This window comes from Streptomyces sp. NPDC127092 (genome assembly GCF_042722475.1).
Lineage (GTDB): Bacteria > Actinomycetota > Actinomycetes > Streptomycetales > Streptomycetaceae > Streptomyces.
In genome coordinates this window covers 30,907-48,555 of sequence record NZ_JBHXFE010000017.1, presented here as the reverse complement: position 1 = coordinate 48,555, position 17,649 = coordinate 30,907, and the positions used below count along the sequence as shown (strand labels likewise).

The window sequence follows — 17,649 nt, the reverse complement described above, 5'->3', positions numbered from 1 at the left end:
CTGCCACCTCTCCGACCTCTGCAAAACCGTTCCCGCAGACTCTTGTGCGGGAACGTTCCCGCATCAATACTCGCTCCATTCCTCCCCCCACCAGCCCCCGTCACTACACCCGTAAAGGGGTGGGTCTCCTTGCGCACGCCCAGACTCCTCGCCGCCGTCGCCTGTACCGCCGCCCTCGCGACCGCCTGCTCCGGCGCCACCCGGCCCGCCGGCGGCGCCGGCGGCCACACCGTCACCCCGCTGAGCCCGGCGGCGAAGGGGCCGCTGTCCTCCCTCACCTGGTCGCTCTACGCGGAGCCGTACACGCTGGACTACGCCCAGGCCTTCGACTACCCGCCCAACACCGTCCTCGCGAACGTCTGCGAACAGCTCCTGCGGGTCACCCCCGACCTGAGGATCGAGCCCGGACTCGCCGTGAAGTGGGACAACCCGCAGCCCGACGTCTGGGTCTACACCCTGCGGTCCGGCGTCACCTTCCACGACGGCACGGTCATGACCGCCGACGACGTCGTCGCCTCCCTCAAGCGCCAGATGGACCCCGCCACCGGCTCGCCGTGGGGCTCCGCCTTCAAGAACGTCGAGGCGATCGAGAAGACCGGACCCCTGGAGGTCACCCTCCGGCTCACCAAGCCCGACGTCCTCCTGAACGAACTCCTGGCCGCCTCGCCCGGCACCATCGAGAGCGCCGCCTTCCTCGCCAAGGCCGGCAAGGAGTACGGCGTTCCCGGCGGCAGGATCAACTGCACCGGCCCGTACGCCCTGGACACCTGGCGGCAGGGCGAGTCCATCACCCTCAGGAAGCACCCCGGCTACTGGGACGAGAAGCTCACGCCGAAGACCGACAGCGTCCGCTTCACCTTCGTCGAGGACCCCGCCGCCCGCACCAACACCTTCCTCTCCGGCACGGCCGACGGCGGCTACATGGTCCCCTCGACCTCCCTCGCCCAACTGCGGGCGAGCAGCAAGGGCACGGTGTACTTCGGCCCCAACACCGCCGCCGCCAACCTCGCCGTCCTCGACTTCAAGGGCACCCTCGGCGACCTCCGCGTCCGCAAGGCGCTGTCCATGGCCCTGGACCGCGAGAACATCGTCAAGGCCGCCGCCGGCGGCGTCGGCGTCCCCGCCAAGGCGCCCACCGCGCGCGGCGCCTGGGCCCTCACCCCGGAGCGGACCGAGGGCTACTTCAAGGAGCTGCCCGAGCCCGTCCACGACGTCCCCGCCGCCAAGGAGCTCATCGAGCAGGCCGGCGCCACCGGCAAGAAGGTCACCCTGGTGACCAGCACCCTCGCCCCCGAGATCAGCGTCGTCGCCAACGCCGTCCAGGCGGCCGGCCGCCGGATCGGGCTCGACGTCCGGCTCAAGGCCGTCGCCCCCGAGGCGTACAGCGGCATCTTCGTCGACCCGAACGCCCGCAAGGGACTCGACCTCGTCGTCACCAACGGCTACGACAGCACGCCCGACCCGCTGGAGTTCTACCAGTACCTGCGCACCGGCGACTTCGGGAACTACGGCAACTGGTCCGACCCCGTCTACGACGCCGCCTTCGACCGGGCCAACGCCGCCGCCGACCCCGGCGCCCGCAGCGACCTGACCGCCGAACTCCAGAGGATCGCCGTGCGCGAACTGCCCGTCATCCCCCTCTACGAAGCGCCGTACTCCGTCTTCCTCGGCGACAGGATCACCGGCGCGCCCACCGGCATCGCCCAGCTCTACTACCCCTGGGCCGCGACGATCGGCGCCGCGCAGCGATGAACGGTCTCACCCGCTACCTGCTCGGACGGCTCGCCGGCCTCCTCGGCGTCCTGCTCGTCACCTCCTTCGTCGTCTTCGCCACCGTCCACCTCGCCCCCGGCGACCCGGTCTCCTTCCTGCTCCACGGCCGGCCCGCGACACCCGAGACGGTGGCCGCGCTGCGCGCCGAGCACCACCTCGACGACCCGTTGGCCGTGCAGTACGCCACCTGGCTCGGCGACGCCCTGCGCGGCGACCTCGGCCGCTCCGCCCAGTACCACCAGGACGTCGCCACCCTGCTCGGCACCCGGCTCGGCGGCACCCTCCTGCTCGTCGGCTACGCGGCCCTGCTCGTCACCGTCGGCGGCGTCGGCCTCGGCGTGCTCGCCGCGCTGCGGCCCGGGGTCGTCGACCGGCTCGTGCTCATCGGCACCGGCATCGCCACCGCCACGCCCTCGTTCGTCAGCGCCATCGCCCTGGTGTCGCTGTTCTCCGTGAACCTCGGCTGGTTCCCCGGCCCCGGCGGCACCCCCGAAGGCCTCGCCGACCGCCTCCACCACCTGACCCTGCCCGCCGTCGCCCTCGCGACCACCTTCGCCGGACTCCTCGCCCGCGTCACCCGCTCCGCGATGCTCGACGAACTCGGCCGCGAACACGTCGACGTGGCCCGCGCCCGCGGCGTCGCCCGCCGCACCGTCGTCCGCCGGCACGTGCTGCGCAACGGCCTCGGTCCCGTCGTCACCGTCGGCGGCACCATGCTCGCCGGCCTCCTCGTCACCACCTCGATCGTCGAGACCGCCTTCGACGTCCCCGGACTCGGCTCCCTCCTCGTCCAGTCCGTCACCGCCAAGGACTTCGCCGTCGTCCAGGCCGTCACCCTGCTCAGCGTCGCCGCCTTCGTCCTCGTCAACCTGGCCGTCGACCTCCTCGCGCCCCTCATCGACCCCCGGCTCAGCCTGCTCACCCACGGGGAAGGCACCTCATGACCCTCACCGCACCACCCGGGACGGCCGGCCCGGCGGCCGCCCCGCGCGGACGCCCGGGCCTTCGCCGGCTGCGCGCCCTCGGCGGCCACGGGCCGCTGTTCACCGCCGCCCTGCTGCTCCTCGCGGCCCTCGTGCTCGTCGCCGCGCTCGCCCCGCTGCTCGCCCCGTACGACCCCGAGGCCACGGACCTGACGGCCGGCCTCGTCGGCACCGGCGGCGACCACCTCCTCGGCACCGACCAGTCCGGTCGCGACATCCTGTCCCGGCTCCTGTACGGCGCCCGCACCGGTCTGCTCGGCCCGCTGCTGGTCGTCGCCGTCTCCACCGTGCTCGGCACCGGCCTCGGCGTCCTCGCCGGCTGGCGCGGCGGATGGGCCGACGCGGTCCTCTCCCGCTCCATGGACCTCGTCTTCGCCGTGCCCGGACTGCTCCTCGCCATCATGCTGGTGGCCGTCACCGGCTCCGGCATGACCGCGCCCGTCGTCGCCATGGCCGTGGCCTACACCCCGTACGCCGGACGGCTCGTCCGCGGCATCGCCCGCCAGGAGAAGGCCCGCCCGTACATCGAGTCGTACCGCGTGCAGGGCTGGTCAGGACGGACCATCTGCCTGCGCCACCTCCTGCCCAACATCGCGCCCACCGTGCTCGCCCAGTCGGCGATGAACTTCGGCTACGCGCTGATGGACCTGGCCGCCCTGTCCTTCCTCGGCTTCGGCGTCCAGCCGCCGGCCGCCGACTGGGGCGCCATGATCAACGAAGGCCAGTCGGCGATCCAGCAGGGCGCGATGCTGCCCGCGCTCGCGCCGTCCTTCTGCATCGTCCTCGCCGTCGTGGCGTTCGGCATCGTCGGCGAGGGGCTCGCCGACCGGATCGCGAAGCGGGAGCGCTGACACCATGACCGATCACGGCAACCAGCCCGCACCCGTGGGCACGGTCGGGGACACCGGCACCGCGCCCGTCCTCGAGATCGACCGGCTCACGCTCCGGCTCCCCGAGGACCGGGCCGCCCGCCCGCTCCTCGACGGGGTCTCGCTGACCGTCGCGCCCGGCGAGACCGTCGGCCTCGTCGGCGAGTCCGGCTCCGGCAAGTCCGTCGCCTGCCGCAGCGTCCTCGGCCTGCTGCCCGCCCGCGCCCGCGTCACCGGCGCGGTCCGGATCGCCGGACGCGACGTGCTCACCATGGACCGCGCCGCCCTCGCCGCGACCCGCGCCCGCGACGTCGGCATGGTCTTCCAGGACCCGCGCGCCTCCGTCAACCCCCTGCGCCGCGTCGGCGACTTCCTCACCGAGGGACTGCGGGCCGCCGGCGTCCCCGCCGCCCGGGCCACCGAGCGCGCCGGGGAACTCCTCGACGCCGTCGGCATCCGCGACCCGCGCGGCGCGCTCCGCCGCCGCCCGCACGAGTTCTCCGGCGGCATGCTCCAGCGCGTCGTCATCGCCGCCGCGCTCGCGGGCGACCCCGCCCTCGTCGTCGCCGACGAGCCCACGACCGCGCTCGACGTCACCACCCAGGCCGAGATCATCGCGATCCTCACCCGCCTCCAGGCCGAACGCGGCACCGGACTGCTCTTCGTCACGCACGACCTCGAACTCGCCGCCGCCGTCTGCGACCGCGTGTACGTCATGTACGCCGGCCGCATCGTCGAGACCGGCGCGACCACCGGGCTCTTCGACCGGCCGCGCCACCCCTACACCGCGGGCCTGCTCTCCTGCACCCCGCGCCTCGACCCCGGCGCACCCGCGCCCCGCCCCGTCGCGGGACGCCCGGTCTCCGTCGGCGAGGCCCCGCCGGGCTGCGCCTTCGCCCCCCGGTGCCCGTACGCCCGGCCGCGCTGCACCCAGGAGCTGCCCGCGCTCACCGCGCACGGCTCCGGGCTCGCCGCCTGCCACCGCGCCGACGAAGGGATCCTGTCGTGACCGAGACCTCCGGCCTGGTCGTGCGCGGACTGCGCAAGGCGTACGGGACCCATGTCGCCGTCGACGACGTGTCGTTCGCCCTGGCCCCCGGCTCGTCGCTGGGCATCGTCGGCGAGTCGGGCAGCGGCAAGACCACCACCGTCCGCATGCTCGTCGGCCTCGAACGCGCCGACGCCGGCACCGTCACCCTCGACGGCCGGGACCGCTCCGCAGGCACCCGCCGCACGGGCCTGCGCCGGGCCGAACGGCTCGCGCGGGCCCGCGAGATCCAGATGGTCTTCCAGGACCCCTATCTCTCGCTCGACCCGCGGGTCACGGTCGGCGGCTGCGTCGACGAGGTGCTGCGCCTCCACTTCCGCCTCGGCCCGGCGGCGCGCGAGGCCCGGGTCGCCGAACTCCTCGACCAGGTGGGCCTCGGCCCGCGCGAGGCCGCCGCACTGCCCCGCGCCCTGTCCGGCGGGCAGCGCCAGCGCGTGGCGATCGCCCGCGCCCTGGCCGCCGAACCACGGGTTCTCGTCCTCGACGAGGCCGTCGCCGCCCTGGACGTCTCCATCCAGGCGCAGATCCTCGAACTCCTGGCCGGGATCCGCCGCGACGCCGGCGTGGGCTATCTCTTCGTGACCCACGACCTGGGAGTCGTACGGCACATCACCGAGGAGGTCGTGGTGCTCCGCCACGGCCGCGTCGTCGAGTCGGGCCCCACCGCCCGCGTCCTCGACACGCCACGCCACCCCTACACCCGCCTCCTGCTGGACTCCGTCCCGCGCCGCGGCTGGGACCCGGCCCGGATCGCCGGGGCCCGCGCGGCGCTCGGAGACCGGCGGCGGTGACCGTCAGGCCGCGGCCGTCGGGGCCACCGGCGTCAGCAGCGGGCGCTGCGCCGTGCGGCCGTCGCCGGACGAGCGGCAGGCGGTCAGCCGACGTGGACGCGCGGGCGGCGGTCCCGGTCGGGCTCCGCCTCGCGCAGGATCTCGCGCGTGACCGGGGCGATCTCGCCCTGGCCGAAGAGGAAGAAGCGCAGGAAGTTGGCGAAGGGGTTGCCCTCGGTCCACTCGAAGTAGACGTGCGGGCGGGCGCCGGTGACGTCGCGGGTGTGGAGCAGCAGGGCCGCGAGCGCGTTGGGGACGGAGGAGCTCTCGACCGTCAGGACCCGGTAGCGGTCGTGCATGACCTCGCCGCGGACGGTCAGACCGGCCTCGAACTCGGACGGGTCGGTGACCGTCACCTCGACGAAGACGAAGTCCTCCGTGCCGGGAATGTCGTTGTCGGCGCGGATCTGGTCCTTCTTCGCCCGGTACTCCTCAGCGTCGCGCCGGTCGGGCTCGTTGGCGACGAAGCGCGGCGTGCGGCTGCCGACGTCGCGGATGAACCGCTCGGCCATCTCGTCGAGTTCGACGTGGGTGACGCGCAGCTCGAAGGCGCGGCCGAGCCGGGAGAGGAGGGAGATGAGGATGATGCCCGCGATGAAGCAGGCACCGATCTTCACGCCGTCGGGGCGCTCGACGACGTTCACGACGGTCGTGTAGAGGAAGACGACGGAGATGGCACCGAAGGCGATCGTCCAGCCGCGCTGGCCGGACTTGCGCGCGGCGATGGTCACCGCGATGGCCGCCGAGCAGATGAGCACCAGGACACCGGTGGCGTACGCCCCGCCCTGGGCGTCCACGTCGGCGTCGAAGATCCACGTCACCAGGAAGGCGACCAGCGTGAAGACGATGACCATCGGGCGCACGGCTCGGGCCCAGTGCGGGGCCATGCCGTACTTCGGCAGGTAGCGGGGCATGAGGTTGAGCAGGCCCGCCATGGCCGAGGCGCCCGCGAACCACAGGATCAGGATGGTCGAGACGTCGTAGACCGTGCCGAAGGTGTTGCCGAGCTGCTCGTGGGCGAGATAGGCCAGGGCGCGGCCGTTCGCCTTGCCGCCGGACTCGAACTCCTCGTGCGGGATGAGCACGGTGGTGATGAAGCTGGTCGCGATCAGGAAGACGCTCATGACGAGCGCGGCGGTGGTGAGCAGCTTCTTGGTGCCGCGTACGCGCCCGGCCGGCGTGGCCTCGGTGTCCGACGCGTCACCCCTGACGTGCGGCATCACGGCCACGCCGGTCTCGAAGCCGGACAGGCCCAGCGCGAGCTTCGGGAACACGACCAGGGCCACGCCGATCATCACGAAGACGTTGCCGTGGTCGGCGGTCAGGGCGGTGGTCCAGTCGGTGACCACGTGGCCCTCCGTGAGCACGTGCCCCAGGCCGGACACCACCACGACGGCGTTGAGACCGAGGTAGACCGCGACCAGCGTGACGGCGACGCCGATCGCCTCCAGGAAGCCCTTGAGGAACACCGCGCCGAGCAGCGCGATGAGGATCATGGTGATCAGCACCTGCTTGTCGTGCAGCGCCGACTCCAGGTGCGGGTTCTCCACGAGGTGGGTCGAGGCGTCGGCGGCCGACAGCGTGATGGTGATGAGGAAGTCGGTCGCCGCGAAGCCCAGCAGGGTCAGGACGAAGAGCTTGCCCTTCCAGAAGGAGAGCAGCCGCGCCAGCATCGCGATCGAGCCCTCGCCGTGCGGACTCTCCTCGGCGACCCGGCGGTAGACCGGCAGGGCGCCGGCCAGGGTCACGATCACCAGCACGATCGTGGCCACGGGGGAGAGGAGACCGGCGGCCAGGGCGGCGATGCCCGGCTGGTAGCCGAGCGTGGAGAAGTAGTCGACACCGGTCAGGCACATGACGCGCCACCAGGGCTGGCCCTTGTGACCGTGCGCGGACGCCTCGGCCTCGGCGGGCCGCGAGGGCCTGCCCTTGCCCATGTCGGACAGCCCTTCCAGCATCCACGCACGCAGGCGGTCGGAACGGAGCGCGGGGGGCGTGGCCATCGGAGGACTCCTGCTGTCCGGTGCGGGGTGGTCGGATTCGGCCATCGGGCGGACGGCGGCAAGCCAGCGTATGCAGGGGACGCGTCAGGACCGGGCCGGAACGCGTATGGAACGCGTCAAGGTCCCTCAAGAGGGCGTTGCCCTCGTCACAGCGGGCGCGGCGGCCGTCCGGGTGACCGGCCTACGCCGCCTCCCCGGCCGTGACCGTGAGCCGCTCCGGACCGTGGAACACCCAGTCCGGGGCGTACCGCACCTCGACCGCGGGCCGGGCGCCGGGCCGGAGCGCGGGCAGGTGGGTCAGGAGCACCGCGAGGCCGGTCTCGGCCTCGGCACGGGCCAGCGCGGCCCCCGCGCAGTAGTGGATGCCGAGGCCGAAGGCACAGTGCCGGGCCGGGTCCCGGTGGATGTCGAGCCGTTCGGGATCGGGGAAGCGGGCCGGATCACGGTTGGCGGAGCCCAGGACGAGGACGAGCCGGTCGCCCCGGCGCACCGCGTGCCCGGCGAGCGCGGTGTCGCGCTGCGCCCAGCGCGTGACCATCTGCACCGGCGGGTCGTGCCGCAGGAACTCGTCCACCGCGCCCGGCAGCAGGGCCGGGTCCGCCCGCAGTTCCGCGCGCAGCTCCGGGCGGGCGAGCAGCGCCAGCACCGCCTTGCCGAGGAGGCCGGTGGTGGTCTCGTGGCCCGCCGTCAGCAGATGGATGCACGTGGCCGACTGCTCCTCGGGCGTGAGCGGGGTCCGCTCGTCGGCGGCGCGCACGAGGGCCGAGAGCAGGTCCCCGCGGTCGTTCCCCGGACCGCGCCGCGCGTCCAGCTCCCGCCGGAAGAAGGCGTCGAGTTCGGCCGCCGCGCGCTCCGCCCCGGCCATTCCCGCACGGCTGCGGTCGGCCCGGGTCCCGCCCGCGCGCTGCAGCGCCAGCGCCCGCTCCCGGAACCAGCCGTGCCGCTGCTCCGGTACGCCGAGCACTCCGGCGATGACGAGCAGCGGGAAGGGCGCCGCGAAGCCGGCGACGAGGTCGAAGGGCGCGGCGGCCGCCGGATCCACGAGCGGGTCGACCAGCCGGCGCGCGATCCGGCGGATGCGCGGGCGGAGGGCGTCGACCGGCCCGTTGCCCAGGGCCGGGGCGACGAGGGCCCGCAGGTCCGTGTGGCGGGGCGGGTCGAGGAAGACCAGCCAGTTCTCGACGACCTGGCGCAGCACCGCGTAGCCGGGCGGCAGCGGGGCCGCGCTGCCGGTCGCCGGGTCCACGCGCCCGAACTCCCGGCGGGCGAGCACCCGCGCCACCTCCGCGTACCCGAACACGTACCAGGTCGTCGGACCGCGCGCCGGAGACCGCACGGCGTGCACCGGTCCGGCCTCCCGGTAGCGCCGGTAGACGGGGTACGGGTCGGTGAGGTCGAGCCGGGCCGGGTCGAAGGCCGGCAGCGGGCGGTACGACGGCTCGACGCCGCTCATGTGCCCGCTCCCCGCACCAGGTCGGCCAGGGCGCCCGGGTCCCGGGGCGGCGCCGTGCCGCGCCAGGCCACATGGCCGTCGGGGCGGACCAGCACGTACGGCCGCTCGTAACGCGCCGCCGCCACCGGGTCGGCGCACCGGACCACCCGCAGCGGCACCCGGCGCTCGGCGAACGCCCGTACCACCCCGTCCGGTCCGCCTCCGGGATCCGCCCCAGCCGCGTCCTCCGCCCGGGTCCCGAGATCCGCCGCACCCGCGCCCCCAGCCCGAGCCCCGGGATCCGCCGCACCCGCGCCTTCCGCCCGGGCCGCGCGATCCGCCGCACCCGCGCCCTCCGCCCCGGCCCCGGCCCCGAAGCACATCAGGACGAACTCCCGCCCGAACAGGTCGAGCGTCGAGCGGCCGGGGGCCAGCCAGACGTGCGGGGCCCTCGTGCCCGGCAGCGTCGAGCGGTTCACCGGGGCGGCCTCCTCGCCGTCCGCCCTGCCCTCGGCGGCCAGGACGGGGGAGCGGTAGCGGTACGCGAAGTGCATCTCCGGCCGGTCGAACTCCCGCCGCACGTCCGAGGCCGCCAGCTCCTCGGCCAGCGCCGCACGCGCCCGCGTGCCCGCCGGCGTGTCGTCCAGGAGCGCGGGCGAGATGCGGCGCTCCTGGGTACGGCGCAGATTGCGGTGCGCCTCCGCCACCCCGGCCAGGGCCACCGGACGGCGCTCCGTCCCGTACGAGCCGAGCAGCCCCGGCCCCGCCCAGCCGGCCAGCGCCGCGGCGAGCTTCCAGCCGAGGTCGGCGGCGTCGCAGACGCCTGTGCTCATGCCGAAGCCGCCCGACGGCGACAGGGTGTGCGCGGCGTCACCGGCCAGGAACACCGGCCCGGCCCCGTAGTGCTCGGCGACCCGGTGGGTCAGGTGCCAGACGGTGTCCGACTCCACCTCCAGGGGTGTGTCCAGCGGCACCGCCCGGCGCACCACGTCCAGCGGGGCCGCCGGGCCGACCGGGGCGGTGAGGCGGTAGAGCCCGCGTCCGTCGACCGAGCGCAGCGGATAGCGGAGGCCGGCGGGCGAGGTGAGGAAGTGGACGAGCGGGGCCCGCGGCCCGAGCAGCTTGGGCAGCTCGGGCGCCCGGAACACGATGTTGCGGAGCACCTTGGTCGCGTGCAGCTCGGGCATGGCGATCCGGCAGGCCTTCCGTACGGAGGAGGCGGCGCCGTCGCAGCCGACCAGGAAACGGGCCCGGACGGTGGCGCGGCAGCCGTCGTCGGAGCCGACGGCCGCCGTGACGCCGCCGGACGCGGTCGTGAAACCGAGCAGCCGGTGGTGCAGCCGTACCGGCCCCTCGGGGTGGCGGCCGAGACGGTCGAGGAGCAGCGGCGCCATCCAGTGCTGCGGGCAGATCGCCTCGGGCTCGGGGGTGTGTTCCGGCCGTGGCCGGGTCGCGGCCGTGCCGAACTCCAGCCGGTGGATCTCGTGCCCGCCGACCGCCGTCACCCAGGCGACGTCCAGGGCGTGGTCGTCGGGCCAGCCCGCGCCGCGCAGCGCGCCGGCCACCCCCCAGCGGCGGAACATCTCCATGGCGCGGGGCCCCACCGTGGTGATCCGCGGGTCCGCGGGGACCGCGTCGCCCGCCTCCACCAGCGCGAAGGCCACGCCCCGGAGGGTGAGGTCGAGGGCGAGCGCGAGCCCCACCGGCCCGCCGCCCACGACCAGGACGTCCGTCTCCCACGCAGCGGACGGCGCGGGTGTCTCGCAGGTGCTCATGGTTTCAGCGCCCTCCTTCGGTATGGACACCACGGCGGGCCTCGCCGCCGAACTGCTCGGCGTAGAAGGCCATCAGTTCCGGCACGCGCCCGGGCACGCCCTCGCACGCGCGGGCCATCCGGGCGAGGTGCGCGAAGCGCATCGCGAACGCCCGGCGGGCCACGTCGGGCCGGGCGAGCGCCACCGGCGGCTCCTCCAGCTCGAACGACGGGCCCGCCGTCCGGCCCCGCCACCCCGAGTCGAGCGTCACCAGCAGCTCGGCCAGCGGGCGCATCATCCCGGTCATCACGTCGATCGCCGCGTTCATCAGCCGGGACCGGCGCAGGCTCGCGTCGGGGCTCTCGGCGAAGTGCTGCACCATCAGCTGGAGCATCAGGAAGTAGCAGCGGTTGAACAGCCGCATCACCTCACGGGCGTGCGGGGCGCGGACCACCGCCCGCCCGGGGTGCGCCGGGTCGAGGGTCGGGTTGCGCAGCGCCGGATAGGCCGGGCTCCACGGCGCTCCCTGCCCGCCCGGCCCGTCCGCCCGCTCGGTCATGAGGAGTTCGCCGAGCCGCACGAAGGTGTCGTGGTGGGACTCCGGCAGCGGTCCCGGGGCGTCGAGCACCCCGCCCTCGCCCTGCTCGGTCACGAAGTCCACGGCGAAGAGCGCGCTCGACAGGTCGTCGACCTCCAGCTGGTAGTCGGGATGGCGGGCGTCGACCGCCCGGCCGAGGAAGAGACGGTGCTCGCCGCCGCCACGGCCCCGCTCCACCAGGAACAGGTCGGGCACCCGGGTCAGGCCGTCGCGGATCGCCGCGTACAGCTCGCTCGGCGAACCGAACAACGCGGGCCCGCCGGCGTGGTCGGGCACACCGGCACCGTCCCCGCCGCCGCTCCGGCCGCTCCCGCCGCTCGCGTCGCTCCGGTCGCCCGCCAGCCGCTCGGGCCGCTCGATCGCGACGAACCGCTGCACGCTGCCGAGGTGGAGCGGTTCGAGCGCGAAGTCCAGCGGCAGCGGCAGCCGCCCCGGCGTCCCGAAGTCGATCGCCGGCACGTGGAACGGCTCGCCCATCGCCATCAGGATGTTGTTGACGACCAGGAAGTGGATCATCTCCTCGCGGGCGACCGCGAACAGGGTGTCCCGGATTCCCCGGCTCAGCGTCTCGCCGCCGTCGCCGCAGGCGAGCCGCAGCTGCCGAGGCGTCCACACCCCGCTGCGGACGTACGCGAAACCGGCGCCGTGGGTGGGCAGCGAGTACCCGGCGTACAGATACTGCAGCGAGGTCGCCAGCTCCACCGTGACCGCCTGCCACAGCGCCTCCCGCAGCTGGGCACGGGTGGTGATCCGCGGCGGTGCGGCGGCGCCCGGAGAGGCCGGGGCCGCCGGGAGCACGGCGTCCGCCGCGCCGCGGGCCCGCAGGTACGTGAGGAGCAGCCGGGCCTTCGGCAGGGTCAGGTCGCGGGTCGGCGGCATGTAGAACGTGCGGTCCTTGTTCGCCGGGTCGCACATCTGCCAGATCAGCTTCGCGTACGTCTCCACCTTGCACCGGTCCGCCAGACTGAACACCTCGTCCCGCATGAACGGGAACAGCTGCTCGTAGAAGGCGAAGACCTCCCGGTGCAGCAGCTCGAAGCCGACGTCCTCCTTGAGGACCGCGTCCAGGTGCCAGTCGTCGGGCAGGACCCGTACGTGCGCCCCGCCGGCCCCCGCCCACCAGCCGAGCGCGTCCGCGTCGTCGTACGCGGCCGCCGCCGAACCGGCGGTGTCGGGCGCGCAGGGCGGCTGCTCGTCGCCGTCGACGGCGAGCAGCAGCCGCGCCGTGCCGGCCCGGGCGCCGCGCACCGTGAACCAGCCGCGGCCGTGGGCGTCGGTCACCAGACGGCACGAGTCGCCGAAGTCCGCCGGGCCGTCCGCCGGCGGCCCGGCCGGCGCGCCGTCCCGGCCCTCCTCCTTGCCGTCGGTGAGGCGCCCGGGCCGCAGCTCGACGACGCGCAGGTCCCCGGTGCGCGCCTCCGGCGCGGCGGCGACGGGGTCACGGGGCAGCGCCCGGGGATTGACGAACTGCCGGACGACGACCGGCTCCAGGGCCGCCGGGCGGCCCCGTACCTCGGCGCGCACCCTCACCTCCACGGCATGGTCCTCGCCCCGCTCCCGGTCCGGGTGCTCCACGAAGAGCGCCGCGTCGTCCGTGACCACCACCGCCTCCCGCTCGCGCAGCAGCACCGCCCCGCGCCCGCCGGACCCGTCGCCCTCCGCCGGCTCCTGACCGCCCGTTCGACCGCCTCCTGCCGTGCCCTGACCTCCTGAGCACCCGTCTTCCGCCGGTCCCGCCGCCTCCACCAGGCACAGGCCCTCGTCGGCGGCCCAGGCGGCGCCCGGCGCGGTCACCGGCACCCGCGCCACGATTCCGCCGTGGCCGTGCGGGCCGCCGGTCCCGGCGGGGCAGTCGTCCTTCCGTAACACCGCGACGAGTTCGTCCGAGACGACGGTCCGCAGTTCGAGGTCGCCGGGGCCCGGCCGGCCGAAGGGCAGGTTGAACACGGCCTCGTCGGCCGTCACCCGCACCGAGCAGACCCGCGCCCGCCGTCGGCCGTGACCCGGGTGACCGGTGGGGCGGCCGGTGCCGTACGGGACCAGCAGCCGGCCCGCCGGATGCGTGCGCGGCTCCTCCGGCCGCCAGGGCGCGATCACCCCGTGCAGCCGCCACTGCTGCGGCGCGTCGCCCGGCCCCGCGTACCCGTGGCCCGGCGAGCCGGGCGGGCCCGCTGCTTCCAGGACGAACTGGACGAGCAGCCCGCCGTGCTCCTCGGCCGCCGCGCGCAGCGCGCCCGCCAGCGGGGAGGGCGCGCCGGGCCCCTCCGGCCAGTCGAGGGCGGCACCGGAAGGGACCGCGAACTGGTGCAGCACCGAGGGCGCCGGGTCGAAGGACTGCCAGCGCGGCGGCTGGAAGCCGGCCACGTCTCCGAGGCACACGTGCCCGGAGTCGTGCGAGCGGCCCTCCCGGCCCAGTGCGAACCGGCCGATCATCAGGGTCGTCGTCCACGCCGACGCCGGGTCGACGTCGAACACCCGGGCCCGGTTGGCCGTCGTGCCCAGATACGGGTTGTAGTGGCCCCACAGGTCCACGGCCCGGCCGAGCAGCGGATCCCCGGCGGGCGCCGGGGCGCCGTCCGGGCCGTCGGCGGCCGTCACCCGGGCGTCGACCGAGAAGTGGCCGTTGCCCGACACGTGCCCGCCCTGGGCGCCCCGCTCGCGGAGCATCGCCTGGCAGTCGGCGGCCGGCCGGTCCGCCGGGAACGGCTTCCCCGGGAACGGCTTCCCCGGGGACGGCCTCCCCGGGGACGGCTCCGGGCCCGACTCCGCGGTGTTCCCGCCGGTGAGGACGGTGTTGGTCGCCAGGTCCAGCAGGCCGGCCGCCGCTGCGGCGCGCGGGCCCGTCGGCAGCCTGGTCACCGCCGTGCCCGCGAAGTACACCCGAGGGGCGTCGAAGACGCTCACGCCGCCTCCAGGAGGGCCGGGGCCGGACGGCCGTGACGGGCACCGGCGAGGCGGTCGATCCCGGCGACCGCGTCCAGGGCCGACTCCACCGCCCCCTCGATCCAGGCGGGTTCGGACGAGCAGTGCTCGCCGGCGAAGAACAGCCGCCCCTGCGGCCGGGCCGCCCGGCGTCGCTCCTCCTCGCAGGCCGCCGCGTCCTGCCCCCAGCGGATGGTGCAGCCGCCGGCCGTCCACGGGTGCTCGCCCCACGCCATGCTCGCCACGCCGAGCACCATGCCGCGCCGCCGCAACTGCGGATGCATCCGGCCCAGTTCGTCGACGACGGTCTCGTGCCGCAGACGGACCGGCATCCGCCCGAGGAGGTCGGCGTCCTCGCCGATGGTGTAGCTGGCGAGCAGTGCCGCTCCGCGCCGCCCCTGCTCGCCGCGCCGCCCGTGCGGACCGCCCGGCGGAACCTCGTCCGCCGGCGCCGGATAGTACGTCTGCCGGATCAGGCCGCCGCTGAACGAGGCGCCGCCACGGATGCCCTCCCGCTCCCAGAACGGCTCCCGGACGTGCACGGCCACCTTGGTCGCCGGGCAGTAGTCCACCTCGCGCACGACGGCCAGCTTGTCCTCGTCGAGACCGGTCAGGGCCATCCCGCGCAGCACCGAGAACGGCACCGTGCACAGCACCAGGTCCGCGCGGCGCACGGCGGCGAGCGGGCCGCGCCCGATCCGCAGCCGGACGTGGTCCGCGGCGACGTCGATCCCGGTCACCTCCTGGCCGAGCCAGATCGGGCCCCGGACGCGCGCGGCGAGCCGCTGCACCAGCTGGTCCATGCCGCAGGCGAGCCGGACGAGCCGCGGGCTGGTCTCGGTCAGGATGTCGTCGAGGAAGCCGTTGAGACGCGGACCGCAGCCGGCCCGGATGCCCGGATGGGCGGCGAAGAGGCCGTGCACGTCGATGCGGTCCTTCGCGTCGCCGAGCAGATGGGGCGTGAGGTCGAGCCGCTCGACCAGGTCGAGGAGGTCGTGGGCGAGGTCGGCGCGTAACCCGGTGCGCAGCGTCGGCGGGGCGACGGCGTCGACGACGGCCGCGAGCCAGGCGCCGAAGACGACGGTCTCCTCGCGGTAGTCGTCACGGGCGAGGGCGGACCGCACGTCCGCGATCAGCCGGCGCGGCGCGTCGCGCAGCCGGACGTGCCCGGTGCTGGTGGCGAGCAGGGCGTTCTCCTCGGAGAGCAGGGTCGTGAACGGCCGTACCTGGTCACGGAGTCCGAGATGGTCGATGTAGTGCATGGTGCGGTGGTGCGCGGTGGGTACGCGCATCGCGCCGAGTTCCACGAAGGGGGCGCCCTCGTGGGCGCCGAAGCGGTGGGTGCGGACGCGGCCGCCGAGCCGGCGGCTGCCTTCCAGGATCTCCACGCGGTGGCCGAGGCGCTCGAGTTCGTAGGCGGCGACCAGGCCGGCCATCCCCGCGCCGATGACGGTGACCGTGCCTCGGGTGCGTGTCCGGTGCTGGGACAAGGGATCTGACTCCCGTCACTGTGCGCTGGCTGAGGAGGAGGGGGAGGAGTGGCGGGGGGCGAGGCCGTCGAGGTACGCGGCGAGCGTCGCGGGCCGGTCGGCCGGGGCGACCAGGCCCACGTACCCGTCGGGTCTGACGAGCCGCAGCTCGCCGGGGCGGCCGAGCAGCCGTGCCTCGGCCGCGTCGGCCGGGGTGACCGGCAGCACCCGGACCGGCACGGGCCCGCGCGCGCACCGCTCCACGACGGCCTCCCGCACGGCCGCGTCGTCGCCGGGCCCGGCCGCGGGCAGGACCAGGGTCCAGGTGTCGTAGCGGAGCAGCGTGTGCAGCCGTACCGGCCCGGTGCCCGGGTGCCCGGTCGACACCAGCGCGTCCGGCATCCGGTCGCCGGCCCGCGGGGCCCGGCCCCGCCCGGGTCTCGTGGCGCTGCGCTGCCAGGACAGGGCGCTCGCCCGGTGGTGGCGGCCGAGATCGCTCAACTGCCGGTCGATCCGCCGCTGGAAGCCGGGCAGGGCGAGCGCGAGCGGCACGGTGGCGGTGAAGGCGTGGTAGCCGGGCGCGGGCAGCGGCAGCTCCATGAAGTTGACCCGCATCTCGCGGATGTACCGCACGGCGAGGGCGCGTTGCTCGGTGTCGTACGTGTCGAGGAGCCGCTCGTCGGCCTCGCCGCGGTGCACGGCGGCGAGCTTCCAGGCGAGGTTGTGGGCGCCGAGCATGCCCACGTTCATGCCGTGGCCGCCGACCGGCGCCCAGGCGTGGGCGGCGTCGCCCGCGAGCAGCCCGCGCCCGCAGCGCAGGCGGGCGGCGACCCGGTCGCTGAACCGGGCCCGGTTGAGCCACGGCGGGTCCGTGGGAGTGAGCCGCAGCCGGGGGAGGCGGGCGGTGCCGGCGACGAGGTCGCGCAGCTCGTCGAGGGTGGGCGGGGCGGTGAGGCCGGGGTCGGGGTCGTCGCGGAAGCAGAAGAAGCGGAAGCCGCCGCCGGGCAGCGGGAAGACGAGCAGGGAGCGGCGCGGGGCGAGGAAGACGTGGCCGTGGCCCGGGTGGCGGCCGTAGGGCCAGTCGGCGTGGGCGTTGCCCTGGACGACCTGGAGGCCGGTGCGGCGCCGGCCCTGGAACGGGATGCCGAGCCGGTCGCGGACCACGCTGGCGGTGCCCTCGCAGCCCACGATCCACGAGGCGGTGCCCGACTCGGCGGAGCCGTCGCCGAGGAGGAGGCTGAACTCGGCCCGGTCGTCGTGGACCTTGACGTCCGTCACCTCGCTGTCCCACTCGACCTCGGTGCCGAGCCTGGCCAGTTCGGCGCACAGCAGCCGCTCGATGTCGTGCTGCTCGATGTTGAGCGGGCGGCTGTGGGCCGAGCGGTGCCAGCCGGTGGTGAGTTCGCCGAGACGGCGGCCCGCCCCGTGGATGGTCACCTCGCCCAGCTCGACCGCGTGGCGCCCGAGCGTGCCGGCGACACCGAGGGCGTCCAGGGCCTCCGCCGCCCTGGGCCACACGACCAGGGCCCGGGCCTCGAGCTTGGCCGCCGGCGCGCGGTCCACCACCCGCACGCCGATGCCGAGCCTGCGCAGGGCGATCGCCAGCGTCAGCCCGACCGGCCCCGCACCGACCACGCACACGTCCACATCCGGCATCCGGCCCACTCCCCACCCGTCGACCCGCTTCGTGCCACTCCGCACCGAGAGCCGGAACCAGCGACTCCGGCATGTTCTTCAGGGTGCGCGCCGATGATCACGTCTCGCCAGGGCGTGCGGCCCGGCGCGAGAAGCATTCGACCTGCCGATATGACTCCCTGTGCATCACATCGTCTGTTTGGGTGACCGGGTGACCGGGTGGGCGGAAGGCCGCCCGGCCGCGCGGGGGCGGGCGTTGCCGCGTGCGGCGGAGCCGAGAAGCGCCTGCCTCTTATGTCTCATATAGGGTGATGCGATAGGAATCGCGGAGTT

Annotated in this window: 11 protein-coding genes; 5 read left to right on the top strand and 6 right to left on the bottom strand. The window is 75.1% G+C overall.

What is annotated here, in order from left to right; translation table 11 throughout:
• Positions 1 to 129: 129 nt before the first annotated feature.
• Genes ACFWJO_RS16475 through ACFWJO_RS16455 form a run of 5 tightly spaced genes read left to right on the top strand, consistent with a single transcriptional unit; the run spans position 130 to position 5,464 of the window.
• Positions 130 to 1,752: an ABC transporter substrate-binding protein gene (locus tag ACFWJO_RS16475; RefSeq protein WP_386865604.1), complete on the top strand. Its 1,623-nt coding sequence runs from the start codon at positions 130 to 132 to the stop codon at positions 1,750 to 1,752.
• A complete protein-coding gene (locus ACFWJO_RS16470) occupies positions 1,749 to 2,717 on the top strand; it encodes an ABC transporter permease (protein ID WP_386865602.1) in 969 nt (322 codons plus the stop codon). Before ACFWJO_RS16475 ends, ACFWJO_RS16470 begins: the two co-directional genes overlap by 4 nt.
• Positions 2,714 to 3,607, top strand: coding sequence for an ABC transporter permease (locus ACFWJO_RS16465; RefSeq protein ID WP_386865600.1), 894 nt, complete (start codon positions 2,714 to 2,716; stop codon positions 3,605 to 3,607). The genes ACFWJO_RS16470 and ACFWJO_RS16465 overlap by 4 nt, the downstream gene beginning before the upstream one ends.
• 4 nt (positions 3,608 to 3,611) lie before the next feature.
• A complete protein-coding gene (locus ACFWJO_RS16460; RefSeq protein WP_386865597.1) occupies positions 3,612 to 4,634 on the top strand; it encodes an ABC transporter ATP-binding protein in 1,023 nt (340 codons plus the stop codon).
• A complete protein-coding gene (locus tag ACFWJO_RS16455) occupies positions 4,631 to 5,464 on the top strand; it encodes an ABC transporter ATP-binding protein (RefSeq protein WP_386865595.1) in 834 nt (277 codons plus the stop codon). The genes ACFWJO_RS16460 and ACFWJO_RS16455 overlap by 4 nt, the downstream gene beginning before the upstream one ends.
• Positions 5,465 to 5,547: 83 nt before the next feature.
• On the opposite strand, the gene ACFWJO_RS16450 is transcribed toward ACFWJO_RS16455, so the two are convergent.
• From ACFWJO_RS16450 to ACFWJO_RS16425, 6 genes are all read right to left on the bottom strand, one after another.
• Positions 5,548 to 7,506: an amino acid transporter gene (locus ACFWJO_RS16450; protein ID WP_386865593.1), complete on the bottom strand. Its 1,959-nt coding sequence runs from the start codon at positions 7,504 to 7,506 to the stop codon at positions 5,548 to 5,550.
• A 181-nt stretch (positions 7,507 to 7,687) separates the two neighbouring features.
• Positions 7,688 to 8,959, bottom strand: coding sequence for a cytochrome P450 (locus ACFWJO_RS16445; protein ID WP_386865591.1), 1,272 nt, complete (start codon positions 8,957 to 8,959; stop codon positions 7,688 to 7,690).
• Positions 8,956 to 10,713 (bottom strand): FAD-dependent monooxygenase, encoded by a 1,758-nt coding sequence (locus tag ACFWJO_RS16440; protein WP_386865590.1) that lies wholly within the window; start codon positions 10,711 to 10,713, stop codon positions 8,956 to 8,958. The genes ACFWJO_RS16445 and ACFWJO_RS16440 overlap by 4 nt, the downstream gene beginning before the upstream one ends.
• 4 nt (positions 10,714 to 10,717) lie before the next feature.
• On the bottom strand, positions 10,718 to 14,194 hold the full coding sequence (locus ACFWJO_RS16435) for a ferritin-like domain-containing protein (protein ID WP_386865588.1): 3,477 nt from the start codon (positions 14,192 to 14,194) through the stop codon (positions 10,718 to 10,720).
• Positions 14,191 to 15,702: a flavin monoamine oxidase family protein gene (locus ACFWJO_RS16430; RefSeq protein ID WP_386865586.1), complete on the bottom strand. Its 1,512-nt coding sequence runs from the start codon at positions 15,700 to 15,702 to the stop codon at positions 14,191 to 14,193. Before ACFWJO_RS16430 ends, ACFWJO_RS16435 begins: the two co-directional genes overlap by 4 nt.
• 15 nt (positions 15,703 to 15,717) lie before the next feature.
• Positions 15,718 to 17,337, bottom strand: a complete 1,620-nt coding sequence (locus tag ACFWJO_RS16425; protein ID WP_386865584.1) for an FAD-dependent monooxygenase — start codon at positions 17,335 to 17,337, stop codon at positions 15,718 to 15,720.
• Positions 17,338 to 17,649 lie beyond the last annotated feature (312 nt).